Origin of the sequence: Nocardia concava NBRC 100430 (assembly GCF_000308815.1) — a bacterium.
In the GTDB taxonomy this organism is placed as follows: Bacteria; Actinomycetota; Actinomycetes; order Mycobacteriales; family Mycobacteriaceae; genus Nocardia; species Nocardia concava.
This window is the reverse complement of sequence record NZ_BAFX01000191.1, coordinates 17,846-38,809: the sequence shown is the minus strand read 5'-3', so window position 1 is coordinate 38,809 and position 20,964 is coordinate 17,846. Positions and strand designations below refer to the sequence as shown.

Below are 20,964 nucleotides of genomic sequence, written 5' to 3'. Positions count from 1 at the left end.
CCACCCGCGATGCCAAGGCCGCCAAGGTCGGCGACTGCGTATGGGACAAGAACGGCGATATCTCCAAGGACGACCACCCGAAGCTCGAGGTGGTGCCATGCGACGACTCGCGTGCGCAGGCAACGGTTCTGGGTAAGCCGACGGGTCCGATGGCCGACACCCAGTGCGATTCGCAGTACCCGGCGACCGATGTGATCATCACGCACAAGACCAGCATCATGGGCGGCCCGGAGATCGAGGACTTCGCACTCTGCTTGCAGACCAAATGAATTCGCCTACCGGCAGCTGTACAGCGTGGCCTCCGCGAGCTCGTCCACCACATCGCCCAGGTCCCCGCGGGCGCGGAACGCGGTGAGCTGACGCCGCGCCCCGTTGCCGCGCACCAGTTGCGCGGCCAGGCCGTCGGAGACGAAATCGAAGTCCCCCAGGCGTTCCAGCGCCGGCCGCACCCGTTCGATCAGCCGGGTCAGCAGGTCCTCGACCGGGACGGTGCTGCCGTCCACCGGATCGATGGCATCCCCGTCGATACCCTCGTGCGCCGCCTTCCAATACGCCGCGCGCAGTGTGGCTTCCGCGACGAAGGGCACGGAATCGGTGGTGCTCGCGGTCATCGCGCAGGCGCGCACCAGGCTGGCCAGCAGCGCGGTCTCCTCGACGGTGGCGGGGACATCGCTGACGCGCACCTCCACGGTGGGAAAGGTGGTGGAGGGCCGCACATCCCAGTAGACCATCTTGCGGTCGAGGATGACCCCCAGCGACAGCATGGACTCCACGGCCACCTCGAAGTCGGCCACCGAGTCGAAGTGCGGTGGCGGTCCGGCACTGGGCCAGCGCCGCCACAGGATGTTTCGCCAACTGGCATAACCGGTTTCGCCACCGCGGTAGATGGCCGAGTTGGCGGTCAGCGCCAGCAGCAGCGGCAGCCACGGCCGCAGGAAGTTGCTCACCCGCAGGGCGGCGGCCCGGTCCGGCACGGCGACGTGGACGTGACAGCCGCACAACCCCTGCTCACGCGCCAACCGGCCGAAGTTCTCGGCGATCCGGTGATAGCGCGGGGCGGCGGTGATCGACAGCTCGTCGGGGACGTACGGTGGCACGGCCGCGGCCAGCAGCACGGCGTCGTGCTTTTCCGCGGACGCCGCGGCTCCGCGCCGCAATTCCCGCAATTCCCGCAATAGATCGGCGGTATTCGTGTGCACGTGAGTATTGGTCTCGACCTGGCACCGCATGATCTCCAATTGCAGGTCCATGCCGAAATCCGCGGCCGTGCGCACGACGTCGGCATTTCTGCTGACCGGCGCTCCGGTGCGCGGATCCACGAGGAGAAACTCCTCTTCGACACCCACGGTCGGCGGGGCTTCCACTGTCTAGGTGTACCTCATACGGGACCGCTCGACACCTGTCAGAAAGGTCTTTCTACCCGTGCGGGTCTTTCCACCCGCGGCAGCACCCGGATCTGTCGGTGGTATGGCTCACAATGCCGATATGGCATACGACGAGAAACTGGCCGATCGGATTCGGGACGCCCTCGGGCCGGATCTGGCCGAGGCGGTCGAGAAGAAGATGTTCGGCGGGCTGGCGTTCATGATCGGCGGCAATATGGCGGTCGCGGCCAGCGGGCAGGGCGGGCTGCTGGTGCGGACGGATCCGGCAACCTCGGCGGGGCTGCTGAGCAAGGGGTCGGTCGAGACCATGGTGATGGGCGGGCGCGAGGCGCACGGGTGGCTACGCGTCACCACCGAGACCGTCGCCGATGACGATGTGCTCGACGAGTGGGTGCGGCGCGGGGTGGACTACGCCAAGTCGCTCCCGCCGAAGAAGAAGTGACGGCCGCTACTCATCGAACAACGGGCAAATCGGTGTGCGCCGGGGCACAGGCTCGCCACGGCTGTGGCTCGCTTCACTGAATGCCCGGTGCCGCAACGGGTTTCTTGCGTACTGTCATCCCTTCTTTACACCACACCACAGCGTCGAAACACCGGTCACGCACTGTGGTGAACATGAGGCAAACCGAGATACATGCGCTGGCATGCGAAGTGTGCGGTCGTCTGCCCCACCCCAAACGAACCCGGATGGCCCTGGCCAAACTCGCCGCCATCCTCCCCGTCGAACTGGCCCTGCACGCCTTGGTCATCCACCTCGAACTGCCCTATCTGGCAACGGTCTCGATCCTGGCCGTGGCCGCCACGATTCTCGTCATCTGGGTCGTCGAACCCGGCGCCATGCGGTATCTCGCCCGCTGGCTACATGGCCCGGAACTGCATCACCGCAGCCGCCTGGACAGCGCCGAGCGACTGTGGCGCATCCGGGTGCGCCTGGACAACAAGCCCGGCCGCCTGGAACTGCTCGCCAAGCATCTGGCCGATCGGCGCGCGAACATTCTCGCCGTGCACGTGCATCATCTGGAGAACGGCGTGCTCGACGAGCTGGTGGTGTCCACGCCCGCCGAGGTCACCCCACCGCGCCTGACCCACGCCATCTCCCGCGCGGGCGGTGTCGCGGTCGGCATCTGGCCCGCCTCGGCGCTGACCCTGGTGGACGGCCAGACTCGCGCGCTGGGCCTGGCCGCGCGGGTCGCCGCGGATCCGGCCGAGCTGCCGCTGGTGATCGCGGAACTGCTCGGCGCGCAATACGTCCCGGATCCCGATCCCGGCCGCACACCCGGCGGCACGCTGCTCGAGATCGACCCGCCCGGCGGGACTCCCGCGCTGACCTTCCTGCGCACCGGGGAGCCGTTCACGCCCGCCGAGATCGCCCGCGCGCATCGGCTCACCGATCTGGCCCTGGTCGCCTCGCATCGGCCGTGACCGACCGAATCTCCGAATTCATCTCCCGTATCCCAATATTCGAGATGCGGTACCGATACGTACAGTTTTCCGTACCGCGTAGTTTCACTTCGTGGCAGACTCCCTGATGCGCATTTCGGTCGGATCGCGCGCACAAGGGGTTGGTTGATCGATGAGTTTTCGGCGCGGCGGTGCTCGGCGGGGGGACGTGGACACGGGGGCGAATCCGCCCGTGCGCAAGACGATTCGCGGCGCGAAGCTGGCGGCGGTGCCGCTGGCCTTCGCCGGTCGGCAGGTGGCCGGGGCCAGCAAGAAGGCCATTGGTCGCCCGGCCGACGAGGTGGATCGGGAGATCCAGCTGCGCACCGCCGAGCATATGGCCGAGGTGCTGGGCGAATTGAAGGGCTGCGCCGCCAAGCTGGGTCAGATCCTGGGCATCTACGAGCTGGCACTGCCGCAGGAGCTGGCCGAGCCGTATCGAATCGCGTTGAGCCGCCTGCAGGATGCCGCGCCGCCGATGCTGCCGCGCTCGGTGCACGCGGTGCTCGCCGAGTCCTTCGGCCCGGACTGGCGCGCGAACTTCCGCGACTTCGACGACCGACGGGCGGCCTCGGCCACCATCGGTCAGGTGCATCGCGCGATCTGGCACGACGGCCGGGTGGTGGCGGTGAAGGTGATGTATCCCGGCGCGCGGGCGGCCATCGACAGCGATCTGCGGCAGCTGCGCGGATTGGCCTGGCTGGCACCGGTCTTCGCACCGCATGCCGACGGTCCGGCGATCGTGGACGAGCTGGCCGAATGCCTGCGTGCCGAGCTGGATTTCGAGGCCGAGGCGCAGAACCAGCGCCGCTTCGCCGAGGCGTACGCCGACGATCCGGATTTCCGGGTGCCGCGGGTGCTGGCGCAGCGCGGAGATGTGATCGTCAGCGAATGGCTGGACGGTATTCCCTTGTCGCGCTTGATCACCGTGGGAGCGCCGGCCGAGCGCGACCGGCTCGGGATGCTGGCGATTCGGTTCTTCTGGTCCTCCGCGCCGCGTTCCGGACTGCTCTACGGCGATCCGCATCCGGGCAATTTCCGGGTGCTGCCGGACGGTCGGCTGGGCGTGGTCGACTTCGGCGCGTGCCCGGTCTGGCCCCCGGCACAGTTCCCGACGCTGGTGCACGATCTGGCCGATGCGCTGCTCAATGGCGGCCCGGCCGAGCTGGACGCCTTCGCGCGCCGGCACGGATTCATCGACGGCAAGCGCGGTCTCGACAGCGCGGGCCTGGCGGAGAAGCTGCGACCGTTCACCGAGATCCTGCGCCACGACACCTTCCACGTGGACATCCCCTGGCTGCGCGGGCGCACGCTGGACGCTATGAGCCCCAAGCTCAGCAATGCCTATCGGCAGCTCGGCGTGCCCGCCTATCTCATGCCGTTCCAGCGGGGGCTGACCACGCTGTTCGGCACGGTCGCCCAGCTGGGCACGACGGGGCCGATGCGCGATGAGGTGCTGCGGTGGTCGCCGGAGTTCCGAATGGTCATGGAACGCTACCGATTGCGCACCGGGCAGCCGACGGATCTGAACGCGGTGCGGCTGCGCCGGGCCGGGGCCCCTGCCTCGGGGTTCGCCGCGGGCTGACCCACTCCCGCCGGGCCACGAGATCATCCGTGCCACACGGGCCTTGATCACTGTCCCAGACAGAACTACTCTGGTGGGACAGGCGCAGCGCAGCGCCGGAGTCTGCCCGGAAGGTCCATCGTCGTGACCACTGCATCCAAAGACATATCGGCAGCGAAGCTTTCGGCTCCGGACCACGAGGTCGCCGTGATCGGGGCGGGGCCCGGGGGCATTGCGGCGGGGGTCAAGCTGAAGCGGGCCGGGGTGCGCGATTTCGTCATTCTGGAGCGGGCCGACGAGGTGGGCGGCAGCTGGCACGAAAACCATTACCCGGGGCTGGAAGTCGATATTCCGTCGCTGGCCTATCAGTACTCCTTCGCGCGAAATCCCAACTGGAGCAGGCTGTTCGCGGCCGGGGACGAGGTGAAGCGGTATCACATGGCGGTGGCGCGGCGCTTCGGGCTGTATCCGCACATCCGGTTCGGGACCGCGGTGGCCGGCGAGGAGTGGGACGAGGAGCGGCACTGCTGGAGGCTGCGGCTCGAGGACGGCGGGGAGACGACCGCACGGTTCGTGATCAGCGCGGTGGGTGCGTTCATCAGCCCGAAGGTGGATCCCGGAATTCCGGGACTCGCTGAGTACCAGGGCAAGATTCAGCGGCCCTCGGATTGGGACGACAGCTACGACCTGGCCGGTAAGCGGGTCGCGATCATCGGCACGGGTGCGAGTTCGGTGCAGATCACGCCGTCGATCGCGGGCACGGTGGGCAGTCTGGCGGTGTATCAGCGCACGCCGGTGTGGTGTGTCCCCAAACCCAATCCGCGGATTCCGCGGGCGGTGCGATTGGCGCTACGGGTTCCGGGAGTACAGGCGGGCGTGCACGGCGCGGCGCTGGTGGTGGTCGACGCCGCGCTGCGCACCATGTCGAACGCGCCCATGACGCTGGTCCGGCCCACCATGCGGGCCATCGACGGCGCGGCGATTCGCGGTTATCGCGGGATGCTGCGACTCATGGTGCGCGATCCGGAGATTCGCGAGGGGCTCACCCCCGACTACGGGCCGATCGCCAAGCGGCCGACGGCGAATACCGGATATCTGCTGGCGTTCAATCGGCCCAATGTCGATCTGGTGACCACACCGATCGAGCGGTTCACAGCGCACGGCATTCGCACCGCAGACGGCGTCGAGCGCGAATTCGACATGATCGTGCTGGCCACCGGCTATCACGTCTTCTCCGATCCGGAGACCTACACACCCGGCATGGTGGTCGGCCGCGACGGCCTCGATCTGGGCAAGTACTACGCCGAGCACGGATTGCAGGCCTACGAGAGCGTATCCCTGCCCGGTCTGCCCAATCGGTGGATGCTCGTCGGCCCGTATTCGTGGTCGGGCAGCGGCTGGCACGCCTTCGTGGAGATGACGGCCGACCATGCGGTGCGGGCGATTTCGGAGGCGCGGCGGCGCGGGGCGACCTTCGTGGCGATTCGCCAGGATATTCACGACGCCTACCATCGCCGCATCTACCGGCACGGCGAGGCCATGCGCTATTACCTGGCCGAATTGAACGCGCACGTGCCGACGTATTACCGGAATTCGCAGGGTGACAGCACCTATATCCGGCCGACGGGATTCTTCTCGGCGCGGCGCGCGCATCACCGCTTCCCGTTCTCGGATTACGAATTCGACCGGTTGTCCGCCTGACCCTACTGCTCGACAAGGATTTTCGAGCCCATGATCGAACTGCCGAAATCGGTCCGGATCGCGCTGGGCGCGGCCGGCTACGGAATCAGCGACCGCCGCCTGGAGCCCGCCGTGCGGGACAAGGTGATATTGGTGACCGGGGCGTCCTCCGGCGTCGGGCGGGCCACCGCGCGCCGGCTGGCCGCCAATGGCGCGACCGTGCTCGCGGTGGCCCGGCGGACGGCGCTGCTGGACGAATTACAGGCCGAGACAGCGGAATTCCCCGGCTCCGTGCGTCCCTATCCGGCGGATCTCTCCGATCCCGACGCCTGCGCCGCGCTGATCAAACAGGTCCTGGCCGACCACGGGCACGTGGATGTCTTCGTCAACAATGCGGGCAAGTCCATTCGCCGCTGGCTCTCGGATTCGCTGGACCGTTGGGACAATTTCGACGACACCGCGCGGATCAACTATCTGGGTCCGGTGCGGCTGGTGCTGAGCCTGCTGCCGTCCATGCGGGCGCGGCGGCGCGGGCACATCGTCAATATCAGCACGGCCGGTGTGCACGGGCCGAGTGTCGGCTGGACCGCGTATATCGCCTCCAAGTCGGCGTTCAATGCCTGGATACGCGGTGCCGCACCGGAATTGCGGGCCGACGGCATCACCGTCACCTCCGTGCACCTGCAGCTGGTGCGGTCGGAGATGCTGGGGCCGTATCGGATCTACCGGTACACCCCGAGCATGTCGACCGAGGAGGCGGCGGGCATGGTGTGCCGGGCGATCGTGGACCGGCCTTTGGCGATACGGCCGTGGTGGGAGCGGGCGGGTGCGCCGATCTCCTACACGCTGGACAATTCCCGTGCGGCGCAACGGATGCTGACCCTGTATGCGAAGGCCGGGAATTGGAACAACCGGCCCGTCGACTGGGCCGGGCCGGTCGGGCGGGTGGAGCGCACCGCCAACCTGCTCGATGACGCGGTGACGGTGGCGGGCTGGTTTCCGGCCAGCGGGGCACTGGGTTTGGTGCCGCCCACCCGAATCCCACAGCTGGCCTGGGCATTACGTGGCGGAGTCGGGCTGGCGACGACGCTGTCGAGTTTCGCGGCGCGGTTTCCGGATCGGCCCGCCATGATCGATGACGACGGTTCGATCACCGCCGCCGATCTCGACCGGCAGGTGCAGCGGCTGGCGGCAGCATTGCGGGCGCGCTGGGAGGTGCGGCGCGGGCAGCGGGTCGGGGTGCTGTGCCGCAATCATCGCGGATTCGTGCTGGCGGCCTATGCGGCCGCGCGGCTGTCGGCGGATGTGGTGCCGTTGAACTACGGGTTCGCGGGGCCGCAGATCGGTGAGGTGCTCGACCGGGAACGCGTGGAAGTGCTGTTCTACGACGGCGAATTCCACACGGAGATAGAGAAATCCGGGTACCGCGGCCATCGTGTGGTGGTCCGGGGCGCGGCGGGCGGGCTGCCGACGGTGGCGGAATTGGTGGCCGCGGGCGGGCCGCCGGTGCGGGAGCCTGCTTCGGGTGGGTCGATCATTCTGCTCACCGGCGGCACCACCGGGGTTCCGAAGGGCGCGCCGCGACAGCTGGGGTTGGGTGCGGCCGGGCCGATGCTGGCCGGGCTGAACCCGCGCATGGTACTGGCGCTCGAGGATCTGGCCAGGGTGCGGCCGATTCCGCGGCTGGGTCGGCCCGTGGTCATCGCGCCGCCGCTGCATCACACCTACGGGTTCCTGGCGGTGGCCGCGGCGTTCCTGCTCGGGTCCACGGCGCTGGTGCACGAGCGCTTCGACGCCGAAACCGTGCTCGCCGATATCGAGCGGCACAGCGTGCACATCGTGTGCCTGGTGCCGACCATGCTCAAGCGCATCATGGATCTGCCGCCCCGGGATCGGCGCGGCTATCACCTCGACAGCCTGCAGATGGTGGTGTGCGGGGCCGCTCCCCTGCCGCCGTGGCTGGCAACGGCTTTCATGGACGAGTTCGGGGACGTGCTGTTCAACGGCTACGCCTCCACCGAGACCGGAGCCGGGACCATCGCCACGCCCGCGGATCTGCGGTCCGCGCCCGGCACCGTGGGGCGGCCGCCGGCCGGGGTCGTGGACATCCGCATCGTCGATCGCGACGGCCGCGAGCTGCCCGCCGGAGTCACCGGCCGCATCGTCAACAAGAACCCGAGCATGTTCCACGGCTACAGCGACGGCCGCACCAAGGAGATGGTCGGAAAGCATATGGACTCCGGCGATCTCGGGCATTTCGATGCCGAGGGCCGGCTGTATATCGACGGCCGTTCCGACGACATGATCGTCTCCGGCGGCGAGAACGTCTTCCCGCAGGAGGTCGAGGAGGCGCTGCTGGCGCATCCGGCGGTCGCCGACGCGGGGGCCATCGGCGTGCCCGATGAGGATTTCGGGCAGCGGCTGGCGGCGGCCGTGGTGTTGAAATCCGGGTCGCGCACCACCGCGCGGGCGCTGCAGCGGCATATCAAGACGACGCTGGCCAATTACAAGGTGCCGCGCGACATCGTGTTCGTGCCCGAGTTGCCGCGCACGACGGCGGGAAAGCTGCGGCGGCAGCAACTTCCGGAGGTCATCGCGGAGGCGAACGCTTCCGCCCTACAAAACTCCTCCGCCCGCCAATCCGATCGATCCTGAACGAGGTACCAGTCATGAGCTCCACCAATGGTTCTCAGCCCTTACCTACCTACGAGGTGTTGATCGTCGGCGCCGGACTCGGCGGGATCGGCGCGGGGGTCGCGCTGCGCCGGGCCGGGGTCGAGAACTTCGTGATCATCGACAAGTGGCCGAAGGTCGGCGGGACCTGGCTGGCCAATACGTATCCCGGTGTGGCGGTGGATATCCCGTCGCCGGTGTACAACTTCTCGTTCCAGCCGCGCTCGCGGTGGTCGCGGTTCTTCGCGCCCGGCGAGGAATTGCAGCGGTATGCCGAGGAGGTGGTGGACAAGCAGGGGCTGCGGGAGAAGTTGCGGCTGGGGGCCGGTGCGGTCAAGGGTGTTTTCGACGAGGAGCACGATCTGTGGCGGATCGAACTCGAGGACGGAACCGAGCTCACCGCGCGCTATGTGATCGGCGCGGTCGGCGGGCTCGAGCAGCCGCACAATCCGGATATCCCCGGGATCGACAAGTACACCGGCAAGATCATGCACAGTTCCCGGTGGGATCACGACTACGACTATCGAGGCAAGCGGGTGGCGGTGATCGGGACCGGTGCGACGGCGTTGCAGGTGATTCCCGAACTGGCCAAACAGGTTTCACAGCTGACGGTCTATCAGCGGCGGGCCATCTGGATCGGGCCGAAACCGGACTTCCGGATGGGTGCGGCGGCGAATGCCGTGCTGAGTTTCGCGCCGCTGCAGCACACCATCCGGCTGGTGGGGAATGTGGGCGTCAACGCTGGATTGGGGGCCGGGCTGGCCATCTCGAACTATCCGCGCGTCACGTCTGCGGGAATGGCCGTGGCCGAAACCGCCATGAAGGCATATCTCTTCAGCCAGGTCCGCGACCGGGAGTTGCGCCGCAAACTGACGCCGGACTATCGCTTCGGCTGCAAGCGGCCATCCATCTCCAACAACTACTTCAAGACGTTCACGCAACCGCATGTGTATCTGGTGACCGATGCCATCGAGCATTTCACGGCCACGGGCATCGTGAGCGCCGACGGGCACGAGCGGGATTTCGATATGGTGCTGTGCGCCACCGGATTCAAGGTCATGGAGAAGGGCTACACGCCGCCCTACCCGATCTACGGTCGCGACGGGCTGGAGCTGGGCGAGTTCTGGGATACCAATCGATTCCAGGCGTATCAGGGCGTCTCGGTTCCGAAATTCCCGAACGCCTTCCTGATCGTCGGGCCCTACGCCTACGCGCCCGGCTCTTACATCCCGCTGATCGAATCGACCTCGGCGCACGCGGCCCGCGTGATCAAGGAAGCTCGCCGCCGGGGCGCGACCCGGGTGGAAGTACGCCAGGAGCCGCACGATCGGTACTTCGCGCGGATGGACAAGCGAGCCAAGAAGACTCACCTGTTCACCCAGGGCTGCGTCACCTCGAACACCTATTACATCAACTACCAGGGCGACGGCGCGGCCTTCCGTCCCTCGACCCAGCTCGAAATGTATTGGGAGAACCGGCACTTCCCGCTCGATGACTACCGGTTCTCCACCGCGTCGGTGCGCGAGCTTCAGGAAGCCGCTTCCTGAGAGCCGCCGAACTCGGGGACCCATTTCTCGACCAGCTCGAGGAATGGGCCCTCGGCGTCGAGCTGGGCGCAGATGCCGACGATGCCGGCGAAAACGCGGGTGAGCATGGCGTATTCGGGCTGATCGGCGGGAGCCTTCACGGCGCGGGCATTGGTTAGGGAGATGTTCTCCGGGTCCAGTGACCGGGCCACCTCCTCCTGCAGGAATTCGCGGGTGAAGTGGAAGCTGCGGCCGTCGATGCGCGCGATCACCGGATCGATGCGGTTTCGCAGGGGTGCCATTTCGATGGGCGCGCCCGGCTTCACGAAGCCTTCCTCGCGCATGACCGCCTCGAGGCGTTCATAGTCCCCGGCGAGCGCGCAGCGGGCCAGCCTGCCGACGGCACGCGGAATGCCACGCGGGGTTTCGGTGCAGGCGCCGAAATCGATGACGCCCAGCCGGTTGTCGGGGCGCAGCTGGAAATTGCCGGGATGCGGATCGCTGTGCAGGCAGCCGACGCGGCTCGGTGAGCTCAGGGCGAATTCGGCCAGCAGCAATCCGGCCCGATTGCGTTCGGCGCGGCTGCCGTGGGCGATGATGCGGGACAACGGGATTCCGTCCATCCACTCGGTCACCATGACCTTCGGGGCGGCGGCCACCACGCGCGGCACGAAGAACTGCGGATCGCCCGCGAATTCCTTGGCGAAGCGGCGCTGATAGGCGGCCTCGATGCGATAGTCCAGCTCGTCCTCGGTGCGGGCCAGGAATTCCTCGATGAGCTGGCGGGCATTCGTTCCCGCCATCAGGGTGTTGAACGCGCCCGAAACCATTTGCAGCATCTTCAGATCCGCGCGCAGCGACTCCTCGGCCTCGGGATACTGCACCTTGACCGCCACCTCGCGGCCGTCGTGCCACACCGCCTTGTGCACCTGCCCGATGCTCGCGGCGGCGATCGGCTGCTCCTCGAAATGCGCGAACCGTTTGCGCCAGCCGGTGCCCAGTTGCAGATCCAGCATGCGGTGGGTCTCCGCCGCCGGCATGGGCGGGGCCTCCTGCTGCAACCGGGTCAGCGCGTCCCGGAAATGATCGGCGAAGCGCGGCGGCACCCCGGCCTCGGCGACGCTCAGCGCCTGCCCGAGTTTCATTGCGCCGCCCTTGAGTTCGCCCAGCACGGCGAACACCTGCTCGGCGGCATTGTCGAGCATCTCGTCGGTGATCGATCCGCGCTCGGCGCCGGCCAGCAGGCTCTTCCCGGTGGCGGCCACCCGCTGTGCCATCAGGGTCGCGGGAATGCTCGCCACCCTCGCCATCCGGGCGATGCCTTTTCTTCTGAGTCCGGCCACGTTGCCGTTCCTTCCTACCGAGCGCCCCCGCCCACGACTCCCGCGTCCCAGACAGTGTAGGAGTTTTGGCGGGCGGGGTCGATCACGCCCGGGTCACTCCTTCTCGGCCAGTGCCGCAAGCCGATCCACCGAAGCCATCAGCTTCTCCGAGGTAGTGGCCCGCGCCCGCACCATCCGCTTCTCATCGTCCAGGTTGGTCCAGTCGTAGGTGTGGATGACCCGGGTCCGGTTCTCCCCCAACGGCTCCAGCTCCCACCGCCACAGATGACCCGGCGGCCGCTTCCCCACCTCCGAGGGTAGCCACGCGATGCGCCGCCCCTCCTCGAACTCCACCACGTGATTCTCCCGGACCATCCCGTCCTTGGTCAGCGTCATCCGGAACACCTCGCCCACCCCGCGAACCCGCTGCCCCGCCTCGGCACTCTCCAGATTGTCGTTCCCGTCCCAGCTCGGCTGCGCTGCCGGATCGGCGATCAGCTCGAAGATCCGAGCCGCGTCCACCGCGATCTCCCGCTCGGCCGACACCACTCGCACAGATTCGTCAATTTGGCTCATGACACTGATCGAACCACCGCGCACCCCGATCCCGCCACCGCCGGTAGCCCCGCGACCCCCGAAAACCGGGGTCCCCGAAAGCCCTTGTGGAACAATGGTGATTCACAAATACTTCTCGGCCATGAGCACCACGAAGACCGGTCGGTACGCCGCGATCGGGACAGCATTGGCGGCGGCCGCGATCCCGCTATCGGCCGGAACGGCCACGGCCGCCTCGGGACCTGTCACCCTCTGGGTGGGCGGGGGACCGGACCTGCTCGCCTGCAAGGCGACGACACAGACGTGCCAACTCACCGCGTACGTGTTCGACATGTCCACCCCGGTGACGATCAGTGTCGATGGAGCCGCACTGGTCACGGGCGCGCCCGTGACCAGCCCGGGCACCGATGCTCCAGGAAAGCTCGTCACCGTCTGGACGCCCCAGACCGCGGGTACGCACACCGTGACGGCACAGCAGGGCGGCCAGTCGCAGTCGATCTCGGTGGTGATCATCTCCAACAACTCACCGGAGGCGATGCTGAAGCGAGTCGAGAGCTATGTGAGCAGCGTCCTCTGCCAGGCGGGTTCCAGCTCCGGGTCGTACGGCTGCATGGGGGATCCACTGTGAACACCATGCGAAAGTCCCTGCGCCGGGCTGCGATCGCCACGACACTGCTGTCCGCAGCGATCCCGCTGACCTCCGGAACTGCCGAGGCCACCGTCGATTTCGTCGTCACCACCCACAGCTCGACCCCCGACGGCTACGGCTGCGCACTGACCACCGAATCCTGCACGATCCTGGTCTCCCGCCTCACCGCCTTCACCTCCCCCGTCACCGTCACCGTCGACGGCACCCCCCTCGGCACCTTCACCCCCGCCGACGGCTGCTGCGATCGCTACCAATTCATCTGGACCCCGCAGAAACCCGGCACCTACACCGTCACCGCCCAGGTCGGCACGCAAACCGCTGCCACCACGGTCACCGTCGTCGACTACAACTCGCTCCAGGGCATCCTCAGGCGCTATGTCGGCAGCTGACCGCGCGCCGGGTGGCGGCAGAATAGCCGTATGACGGATCGGCAGTTGGTTTCCTCGGGCGCGGAATGGGAGCCCATCGTGGGCTATTCGCGGGCGGTGCGTGTCGGGCAGTGGGTTTCGGTGGCCGGGACCACCGCCGCGGCGCCCGAGGGCGGGGCGGTCGGCGGCGACGATATCGGTGAGCAGACTCGGGAAGCCTTGCGGCGCATAGCCGCAGCACTCGCCGAGGTCGGCGCGAGCGTCGAGCACGTCGTCCGCACCCGGATCTTCGTCACCGATATCAGCCGGTGGGAAGAGGTCGGCAAGGCACACGGCGAAGTGTTCGCCGAGATCCGCCCGGCCGCCAGCATGCTCGAGGTCAGCGCACTCATCGACCCCGCCCTGCTGGTCGAGATCGAAGCCGACGCGGTCATTGCTTAGTTGTTAGAGTGGCGGGGTGAGTTCTCCGGAGGCGTCCAGACGGTAGCCGCTCGGCCTGTGGGCCGGGCGGCGTTGTGAGTGTTGTTCCCGCCGATCGCTCTGCGACCGGTGTGGTTTGGGCATCTCGCAGCGCCGGATGATGTCGTTTCTTGCGGTCGGGTGAATGGTTCGCTCGATTCCGCAATCCATCTCGGGTGCCGTGGATACGGCTGCGGCGCCTTGTATCCGGAGAGTCCTTCTATGCCCATTGTGGTATTTGTGCTGGCTGTTGCGGTTTTCGCGCAGGGCACGTCCGAGTTCATGGTGTCGGGATTGTTGGAGCGGATCGCGGCGGATGTCGGGGTGTCGCTCGGCACCGCTGGATTGCTGACCTCGCTGTTCGCGGCCGGCATGGTGGTGGGGGCACCGCTGATGGCGATGGCGGCGGGCCGATTGCCCGTCAGATATTCGGTCACAGCGTTTTTGACGGTGTTCTGTGTCGCGCATGTCGTCGGTGCGGCGACGTCCGGGTTCGCGGTGCTGCTCGTGACTCGTCTGGTCGCAGCGCTCGCCAACGCTGGATTCTTGGCGATCGTGCTGGCCGCGTTGCCGAGGCTGGTCGGCCCGGCGGTCCTCGGGCGCGCCACCTCGGTGGTGGTTTCCGGGGTGACGGTGGCCTGCATCGCCGGTGTACCCGCGGGCACGCTGCTGGGCCAGATGTGGGGTTGGCGTTCGGCGTTCTGGGCCGTCGCCATCCTCAGTGCGGCAGCGCTCGTTCCGGTGTGGATGATGCTCGGCGCTGACGCGCAAGACGGTGATGCGCCAGCCGGCCAGGCACGGTCGATGCGGCGCGAATGGCTGGTGCTGCGGCAGCGGCCGGTCCTGATCTCCGTCGTGGCAGGGATCCTGGTCAACGCGGCAACCTTCGCCGGGTTCACCTATCTGGGCGCCATCACGACCGCCATCCCCGGTGGTGATCGGTGGGTTCCGTTGGTACTGGCCCTATTCGGGGTCGGTTCGTTTGCCGGAGTGATGATCACGGGTCGCTACAGCGACCGTCACCGGCGACGGATCATCCTCGCCGGAACAGTGGTACTCACCGGAGTATGGCTACTGGCCGCCGTGACCACGCACGCGCTCATCGCACTGCTGGCCATGTCGGCGGTGTCGGGCGCGGTCGCGTTCGGTGTCGGTTCCACGCTGATCGCGACGATCGTGCAAACCGCCACACCGGTCGCTCCCCACATCGCCGGCGCATTGGCAACCACGGCGTTCAACGTCGGCGCCGTACTCGGTCCAGTCGCCGCCGGTCTGGCCGTCGACCATACCGATCACCCTGCCACCGCGTTCTGGTGCGGCGCCGCTTTCACCACCGCGGCGGTATGTGTCGCCGCGGTGGGGCTGCGCCCTTCAGGGCCCGATACATCTAGTCGGCAGCCGTCTTCGGCTCGGTTCGGGTCCATGGACCGCCCACGGACTCGCGGGTCGCGTAAGCACCCGGTTCGAGGTTCATGACGTCCATGAGTGTGGGATCTTCGTCGATCGCGTGATGCAGGTGGCCGATCCGGCCCTCACCGCCCGCGTCGGTCGGGCCGATCAGCTGCCACAGGTCATCGTCAGCGTCGTTGCTGACGTACAGGATCGGCTCCTGCTGCTCGAAGACCTCCGGGGTCTGGATGCAGCGGGTGCCCAACAGCCAGTGGCGCATCCACCAGGCTCGCGGGTCGCGCTGCATCACGTGGTCGGCGACCCACCACATGAACGGGAGATCCTCATGGGCGAGGGCCTGGTCCCGGGTCAGGTCGGGGCCGCCCTGGGGTACCTGCTCGAAGGGGTCGTCGATGAGTGAGAAGGCGTGGGCATCCTCGTGGTTGAAGACCACCGCGTGGATGGTCGCGCCGCCGGGATTCCCCGCGCCGATTCCGATGCTGATGCGTGCCACGTGCGGATCGGCACCGGTCGTCCAGCCGAGCGCGTAGGAGGCCAGCTCGCCTCCGGGGCCGATGAATTCGCCGAAGGCGCGCCGGTCCATGCCGGTCACGTCGGCGGACGGCGCCTCGATCAGCCGACCCGGGATTACTCGCACGTCCACGGGGCGACCCTAACCCGGGTGACCGACATGCTCTATTGCTGCGGGGGACGCGGCTTCAGAGGGCTTGGGCGCGGAGGTCTTCGATGGTGTGGCGGAGGTGTTCCAGGAGTTTGTCGGGGTTGTCGAAGTCGGCGGGGTTGATGGGGTGGCCGAAGTGGATCGTTACCGGGTGGCGGCGGTTGAAGGCGGGGCCGTCGCCGCGTGTGCGGCGGGTGGGGAGGACGCCGTCGGTGCCGGTGGTGGCGACGGGGACGATCGGAACGCCGGTTGCCAGGGCGAGTTTCGCGACGCCGGGCTTGTAGGGCTCGTCTTCGCCGGGGGCGACGAGGCGGCCTTCCGGGTAGATGATGAGCACGCCGTTGTGGCGCAGGATTTGCTCGGCCTGTGCGGTGGCGGCGCGGCCGGATTCGTTGTCGCGGCGGACGACCGGGATTTGCCCGAGGCGGCGGACCAGCCAGCCGACGATGGGCCAGGACCAGAGTTCGGCCATGGCGATGGCAATGGCGCGGCGGCGCAGGGCGCCCCAGAGGAAGACGGCGTCCAGCATGGAGATGTGGTTGCTCGCCACGATGACCGGGCCGGCGGCGGGCACGCGGTCGCGTCCGATAACCGTCACGTTCACGACATTGGACCAGGCCAGGGTGCGCAGAATGCGGCGCACCAGCTGCGTGGTGACCCAGGCGCGCTTGCCCAGCCCCTTCGGGCGGCGTGGCTCGTTGTTCATCGCTCTCCCATTTCGACCGTCGGGCAACGGGTTTCATCCTGGCCTCCGAATTGCCGAGACACCACCGCAGAACTACTCGAGAGCTCTGCACCACTGCCCGAGAGCCGAGAGATTGTGATCGAATAGCTGTTAGCTATAACGACATTTCGGGCGTAGCCTGGGAGTTGCCGTAATCACGGCAACCCGGAGAATCACATCTGTAAAAGGCTCGTTTGCTGCCATGGCCGGACGCTGGTGGCGTAATGCCGTTCTGCAACAACTATCCCGATCGCCCGCGAGTGCGGCGGTGATCTTCCTCGCCCTCGAGGACGGCGACGAGGTCGTCACCTTCCCCCGACTCAATTGGGGCGTTGTCGCCGCGGCCGCCGCGGCGGTGCTCGCGACGGCCGTCGGACTGCTGATCCTGGTGAGCTCGGCGCATTTCGACGAGCCGGCTCCCCCGCCGACACCGCCGGTGTCGTGCGCGCCGTTCTGCCCGTCGCCGACGTGACCGCTAGTCCTGGGGCGGGAAGGTGAGGGTGAAGCAGGTCCCGCCGGAGGTGGATTCGACTGCGGGACAGGCGTTGTGGAGGGCCGCGACCTGGGACACAATGGCCAGCCCGAGGCCGTGCCCCGGGGTCGAGCGCGCCGACGAGGAGCGGTAGAAGCGGTCGAAGATGTGCGGCAGATCCTCGGGCGGGATGCCGGGGCCCCGGTCGCGGATCGACAGTTCGCGATCGACGACCGTGACACCGACCGTGCTGCCGGGCGGGCTGAATTTCGCGGCGTTGTCGAGCAGGTTGGTGATCGCCCGCGACAGTCGCGCGGGTGCGCCCTGGATGGTCACCGGATGCAGGTCGGCATCGAAGTTGATTGCGGGCCAATGCCTTCGGGCGGTGGTGAGGCAGTCGGCGGTCAGCAGGTCGAGACGCAGGTCCTCGAGGGTCTCGGGTGCGGCGTCCGGATCGTCGGCGCGCGCCAGATCGATGAGATCGGTGGCCAGGCCCGACAGTTCCTCGGATTGGGCTCGCAGGGCCGCGACCGTCTCGTCGAGGTCGGCCTGGGACATCCGGCCCGCGCGCCGGAGCAGGTCGATATTGGTGCGCAGGGCCGTCAGCGGGGTGCGCAGTTCGTGCGAGGCGTCGGCGACCAGTCGCTGCTGGGCGGCGCGGGATTCGCGTTCGGCGGTGAGGGCGGCGTCGAGCTCGTCGAGCATGGTGTTGACGCTGACCGCCAGGCGAGCCAGCTCATCGGATCCCTCGACGTCGATGTGATGCTTGGGATCCCTTGTGCGGGCCACCTTTTCGGCGGCGTCGGTCAGGGCCGCGACGGGTGCGAGGGCGCGGCGGGCCAGGACGGTGCCGAGCAGGGCGGCCAGCAGGAGTCCGGCGGCCGCGGCCGCGAGCAGGGCGACGCCCACGCGGCGCTGTCCGGTGTCGACGGGGTCGGAGCGCTGCGCGACCTGTACGGCGCTGCCCGGGACCAGCTGGGTGGTGTACATCCGCATGGGGTATCCGTCGAGGGTGAAGTCGGTATAGAACGCGGAGGCCGATCCCGCTGCGACGGACCGTGTTTCGTCGTCGACGGGCAGGGTCTGATCGGGCTCGTGGTCGGAGACGATGTGGCCGTCGGTCGCCACCACCTGGACGCAGCTGGGCGAGGCCAGATACTGGCACTGTCCGGAAATCGCCGCGACGGACGGCTCGGTCGGGAACTGCCGGGCGATGCGGGTGGCCTGTCGGCGCAGGTTCAGATCGAGGGTGCTGTTCAACTCGTGCCCGACCACGACGTAGGCCGCCGCCGCCATTCCGGCCAGCGCCAAAGCCATTGCCAGCACGAAGAATACGGCGATGCGGCCGCGCAGTCCGAGCCGCGTCACGACGATCCCAGCCGATAGCCGACACCGCGCACGGTATGGATCAGCGGGGCTTCCCCATCGGCCTCGATCTTGCGCCGCAGATAGCGGATGTACACCTCCAGCGAATTCGACGAATTGTGCCCCCACACCCGGTCGATCAGCGTCTCCCGGGGCAGCGCCTGCCCCGCGTTGCGCAGCAGCACCTCGAGCAAGGCGAATTCGGTTCGGCTGAGCTCGATCTCGCGATTTCCGCGCCGCACCGTGTGGGCCGTACTGTCGAGCACTAGATCCCCTGTCGAGAGCACCGCCCCGTCCTCGGGATAGGTGCGCCGCACAAGGGCCCGCACCCGCGCGAGCAACTCGTCCAGATCGAACGGCTTCACCAGATAGTCGTCAGCCCCCGCGTCGAGCCCCTCGATCCGGTCGGCGACCGCATCGCGAGCGGTGAGCATGAGGATCGGCGTGCGATCCCCGCGCCCGCGCAGCGTACGGCAGGTGGTCAGACCATCCATGAACGGCATGAGCACATCCAGCACCACCACCTCCGGCTGCCACTGGGCAACCTCGGTCAGGGCGGTCGCGCCATCGCCGACACCCCGGGCCTCGTAGCCCTCCATCCCGAGGGCGCGCACCAGCGCGTCCCGCACCGAGGCTTCGTCGTCGACCACCAATACCCGCATTCCACGGATCATACGGACGACCACCACCTGCGCTTTCTCATCCGACTCTCATCTCGGTCCGTGAACGTGACCCTCATGAGACTTCGGATACCGCCTCGCACCCCGGCCGTGCTGGCCATTCTCGGGGTGGCCGCCGCCGGACTCACGGCCTGCGGCAAGGATGTGTCGGCACCCGCGCCACACATCGAGGGCAATTATGTGGTTATCCCGATCGGTGACGGCACCGCCCAGGTCGACACCACAACCCTGGGCGTCACCGCGAACTCCTCGGGCAAGAACTACGAGCTGTCCGCACCGGCCGCCGACTCCCTCGGCGCGACCGGTCCGGTCCACCTCACCGGTTCGACCGCGACCTGGGCCTACCCGGATCGGGCGCTGACGGTCTCGGCCACCGCCGAGGACGGCCGCCTGCGCGTCACCGTGCACAGCGATCGCGACGGCTCGCTGCAATGGCCGGTCACCGGCAAGGACAACGCGGCCACCGCCCTGCAGATCCCGCGCGGGGAAGGGCTGTCGCTGCCCGTACGCGACCCGTTCTGGAACGGCCCCGACACCGGCCTGATCGGCGACGCGGTGCCGCTGACTTCCGGATTGACCATGCCGTTCTGGGGCTACAGCGTCGGCGATCGCGGCGTGAGCTACATCGTGCCCACCGATATCGGCAGCAGCGTCACCGTGAAATCGGTGGACGGCAAGCTGATCGCCGGTGGCGCACACGATTTCGCCAAGGGCGCGGGGACCGGCGACTACAGCGTGGACTTCGCGCTCACCGACTCGTCCCCGGTTGCCACCGCCAAGGACTATCGCGCCTGGCTGATCGGGCACGGCGAATTCCGTTCACTGCGCGACAAGATCGAGAAGAACCCGGAGGTCGGCAAGCTGCTCGGCGCTTTCCACGCCTACCTGTGGGGAGAGGCGCGCACGCCCGAGGCGATCCGGAAGATGAAGGAGCTGGGACTGTCCAAAATGTGGCTCGGCTACGACTCGGGCAACGATCCCATGTCGCAGGCGGCCGTCACGGCGGCGAAGGACGCGGGATACCTTGCCGGACCGTACGATTCGTGGGCCAATGCCCAGGACCCCGCCACCGCCGACAACCCGTCCTCCCGCTGGCCGGGCACGGTCTGGCCGGACGGCTGTGTGCACGATGCCAACGGCGCCCCGGAGAACGGCTTCCACGGCCGCGGCTGTTACCTGAGTTCCGAAGCACTGAAACAGGATCCGAAGCTGTACGAGGACCGCTACGCGGCCATGACCGCCAACGGGGCGAACAGCTATTTCCTCGACGTCGACGCCGCGGGCGAGTTCTTCGACGACCACTCCCCCGCACACCCCATGACCCAGCAGCAGGACCGCGACAACCGGCTGGCCCGCATGCGCTGGCTGTCCGACGACCGCAAGACCGTCCTCGGTTCGGAGGCCGCCGGGGCCTGGGCCGCGCCGGTGCTGGCGTTCGATCACGGTGCCCAGAACCCGATCTCGGATGGGCTGTGGAAGCTGCAGCGCGATCGGCAGGCGTGGGGCGCGTGGTATCCCGACACGGCGCCCAAGGTGTTCTTCAAGCCGGTCGATCTACCCGCGGATCTGGTGACCTCGATGTTCGATCCGGTGTACCGAGTGCCGTTGTACGAGACGGTATTGCACGACTCGCTGGTGAATGTGGATCGCTGGGAGCTGTCGTATTACAAACTGCCGCAACAGGAGACGATGCGCGCCCTGACCGCCGTCCTCAACAACACACCGCTGAATTTCGTCCTGGACGGGGCCACCCTCTCCGAGCACGGCCCCGAAATGGCGCGGCTGCAACAGTTCTTCGCGCCCCTGCACGAGCGGGCGGGCACCCTACCGATGACCGACTTCCGCTGGCTCAGCGACGATCATCAGGTGCAGCGCAGTGTCTTCGGCAACGGGGATCTCACCGTCACCGCCAATTTCGGCACCGGGGACTACAACGGATTGCCCGGCGGCTGCGTCGATGCCCAGCTGAAGGGTGACTCCGCTCCCCGGCGACTGTGCCCCGCCCGATGAAACACGCCGGCACGCTCGTAT

The 20,964-nt window shown here is 67.8% G+C and carries 20 protein-coding genes; 13 read left to right on the top strand and 7 right to left on the bottom strand.

Going from position 1 to position 20,964, the window contains the following annotated elements; all coding sequences use genetic code 11:
* Positions 1–269: LppU/SCO3897 family protein (locus tag ON43_RS37400; protein ID WP_040815386.1), on the top strand; the 269-nt coding region annotated here is incomplete at its 5' end.
* Between the two features lie 6 nt (positions 270–275).
* On the opposite strand, the gene ON43_RS37395 is transcribed toward ON43_RS37400, so the two are convergent.
* The gene (locus ON43_RS37395) at positions 276–1,364 is read right to left on the bottom strand and encodes a carboxylate-amine ligase (protein WP_040815385.1); all 1,089 of its coding nucleotides are present in this window, start codon (positions 1,362–1,364) and stop codon (positions 276–278) included.
* Between the two features lie 121 nt (positions 1,365–1,485).
* On the opposite strand from ON43_RS37395, the gene ON43_RS37390 reads away from it, so the two are divergent.
* The 6 genes from ON43_RS37390 (at position 1,486) to ON43_RS37365 (ending at position 10,289) form a co-directional block, all read left to right on the top strand.
* Positions 1,486–1,827 carry a TfoX/Sxy family protein gene (locus tag ON43_RS37390; protein ID WP_040815397.1) on the top strand — a complete coding sequence of 114 codons (342 nt, stop codon included), beginning with the start codon at positions 1,486–1,488 and terminating at the stop codon, positions 1,825–1,827.
* Positions 1,828–2,000: 173 nt separating this feature from the next.
* The gene (locus ON43_RS37385; RefSeq protein WP_086008107.1) at positions 2,001–2,807 is read left to right on the top strand and encodes an amino acid-binding protein; all 807 of its coding nucleotides are present in this window, start codon (positions 2,001–2,003) and stop codon (positions 2,805–2,807) included.
* Positions 2,808–3,018: 211 nt separating this feature from the next.
* A complete protein-coding gene (locus ON43_RS37380) occupies positions 3,019–4,410 on the top strand; it encodes an ABC1 kinase family protein (RefSeq protein ID WP_245568938.1) in 1,392 nt (463 codons plus the stop codon).
* Positions 4,411–4,533: 123 nt separating this feature from the next.
* On the top strand, positions 4,534–6,090 hold the full coding sequence (locus ON43_RS37375) for a flavin-containing monooxygenase (RefSeq protein WP_245568936.1): 1,557 nt from the start codon (positions 4,534–4,536) through the stop codon (positions 6,088–6,090).
* 30 nt (positions 6,091–6,120) lie between these two features.
* Positions 6,121–8,724 (top strand): SDR family NAD(P)-dependent oxidoreductase, encoded by a 2,604-nt coding sequence (locus tag ON43_RS43105; protein WP_051179812.1) that lies wholly within the window; start codon positions 6,121–6,123, stop codon positions 8,722–8,724.
* 14 nt (positions 8,725–8,738) lie between these two features.
* On the top strand, positions 8,739–10,289 hold the full coding sequence (locus ON43_RS37365; RefSeq protein WP_040815384.1) for a flavin-containing monooxygenase: 1,551 nt from the start codon (positions 8,739–8,741) through the stop codon (positions 10,287–10,289).
* On the opposite strand, the gene ON43_RS37360 is transcribed toward ON43_RS37365, so the two are convergent.
* Together ON43_RS37360 and ON43_RS37355 are read right to left on the bottom strand one after the other, a co-directional pair.
* Positions 10,271–11,578 (bottom strand): ABC1 kinase family protein, encoded by a 1,308-nt coding sequence (locus ON43_RS37360; protein ID WP_051179811.1) that lies wholly within the window; start codon positions 11,576–11,578, stop codon positions 10,271–10,273. The genes ON43_RS37365 and ON43_RS37360 overlap by 19 nt on opposite strands.
* Positions 11,579–11,704: 126 nt before the next feature.
* Positions 11,705–12,157: an SRPBCC family protein gene (locus ON43_RS37355; RefSeq protein ID WP_373283526.1), complete on the bottom strand. Its 453-nt coding sequence runs from the start codon at positions 12,155–12,157 to the stop codon at positions 11,705–11,707.
* Positions 12,158–12,287: 130 nt separating this feature from the next.
* On the opposite strand from ON43_RS37355, the gene ON43_RS37350 reads away from it, so the two are divergent.
* The 4 genes from ON43_RS37350 to ON43_RS37335 all read left to right on the top strand — a co-directional run bounded on the left by ON43_RS37350 (position 12,288) and on the right by ON43_RS37335 (position 15,097).
* Positions 12,288–12,773 (top strand): hypothetical protein, encoded by a 486-nt coding sequence (locus ON43_RS37350; protein WP_157514344.1) that lies wholly within the window; start codon positions 12,288–12,290, stop codon positions 12,771–12,773.
* A complete protein-coding gene (locus ON43_RS37345) occupies positions 12,770–13,183 on the top strand; it encodes a hypothetical protein (RefSeq protein WP_040815380.1) in 414 nt (137 codons plus the stop codon). The genes ON43_RS37350 and ON43_RS37345 overlap by 4 nt, the downstream gene beginning before the upstream one ends.
* 30 nt (positions 13,184–13,213) lie before the next feature.
* Complete coding sequence (locus ON43_RS37340; RefSeq protein ID WP_040815379.1) at positions 13,214–13,603, top strand: RidA family protein; 390 nt, start codon at positions 13,214–13,216, stop codon at positions 13,601–13,603.
* A 240-nt stretch (positions 13,604–13,843) separates the two neighbouring features.
* Positions 13,844–15,097, top strand: coding sequence for a Cmx/CmrA family chloramphenicol efflux MFS transporter (locus ON43_RS37335; protein WP_083914106.1), 1,254 nt, complete (start codon positions 13,844–13,846; stop codon positions 15,095–15,097).
* Here the strand turns inward: ON43_RS37335 and ON43_RS44150 are convergent.
* Together ON43_RS44150 and ON43_RS37325 are read right to left on the bottom strand one after the other, a co-directional pair.
* The gene (locus ON43_RS44150) at positions 15,009–15,674 is read right to left on the bottom strand and encodes a hypothetical protein (protein WP_051179809.1); all 666 of its coding nucleotides are present in this window, start codon (positions 15,672–15,674) and stop codon (positions 15,009–15,011) included. The two genes, ON43_RS37335 and ON43_RS44150, sit on opposite strands and share 89 nt — an antisense overlap.
* A 55-nt stretch (positions 15,675–15,729) precedes the next feature.
* A complete protein-coding gene (locus ON43_RS37325) occupies positions 15,730–16,398 on the bottom strand; it encodes a lysophospholipid acyltransferase family protein (RefSeq protein ID WP_040815378.1) in 669 nt (222 codons plus the stop codon).
* A gap of 220 nt (positions 16,399–16,618) precedes the next feature.
* On the opposite strand from ON43_RS37325, the gene ON43_RS37320 reads away from it, so the two are divergent.
* Positions 16,619–16,888 carry a hypothetical protein gene (locus ON43_RS37320; protein ID WP_157514343.1) on the top strand — a complete coding sequence of 90 codons (270 nt, stop codon included), beginning with the start codon at positions 16,619–16,621 and terminating at the stop codon, positions 16,886–16,888.
* A gap of 3 nt (positions 16,889–16,891) precedes the next feature.
* Here ON43_RS37320 and ON43_RS37315 read toward each other — a convergent pair whose 3' ends face one another.
* Positions 16,892–18,256: a HAMP domain-containing sensor histidine kinase gene (locus ON43_RS37315; RefSeq protein WP_040815375.1), complete on the bottom strand. Its 1,365-nt coding sequence runs from the start codon at positions 18,254–18,256 to the stop codon at positions 16,892–16,894.
* Positions 18,253–18,915 (bottom strand): response regulator transcription factor, encoded by a 663-nt coding sequence (locus tag ON43_RS37310; protein ID WP_083914110.1) that lies wholly within the window; start codon positions 18,913–18,915, stop codon positions 18,253–18,255. The genes ON43_RS37315 and ON43_RS37310 overlap by 4 nt, the downstream gene beginning before the upstream one ends.
* A 75-nt stretch (positions 18,916–18,990) precedes the next feature.
* Here ON43_RS37310 and ON43_RS37305 point away from each other — a divergent pair, with 75 nt between their 5' ends.
* Positions 18,991–20,943 (top strand): glycoside hydrolase, encoded by a 1,953-nt coding sequence (locus tag ON43_RS37305; protein WP_040815388.1) that lies wholly within the window; start codon positions 18,991–18,993, stop codon positions 20,941–20,943.
* Positions 20,944–20,964: the final 21 nt, after the last annotated feature.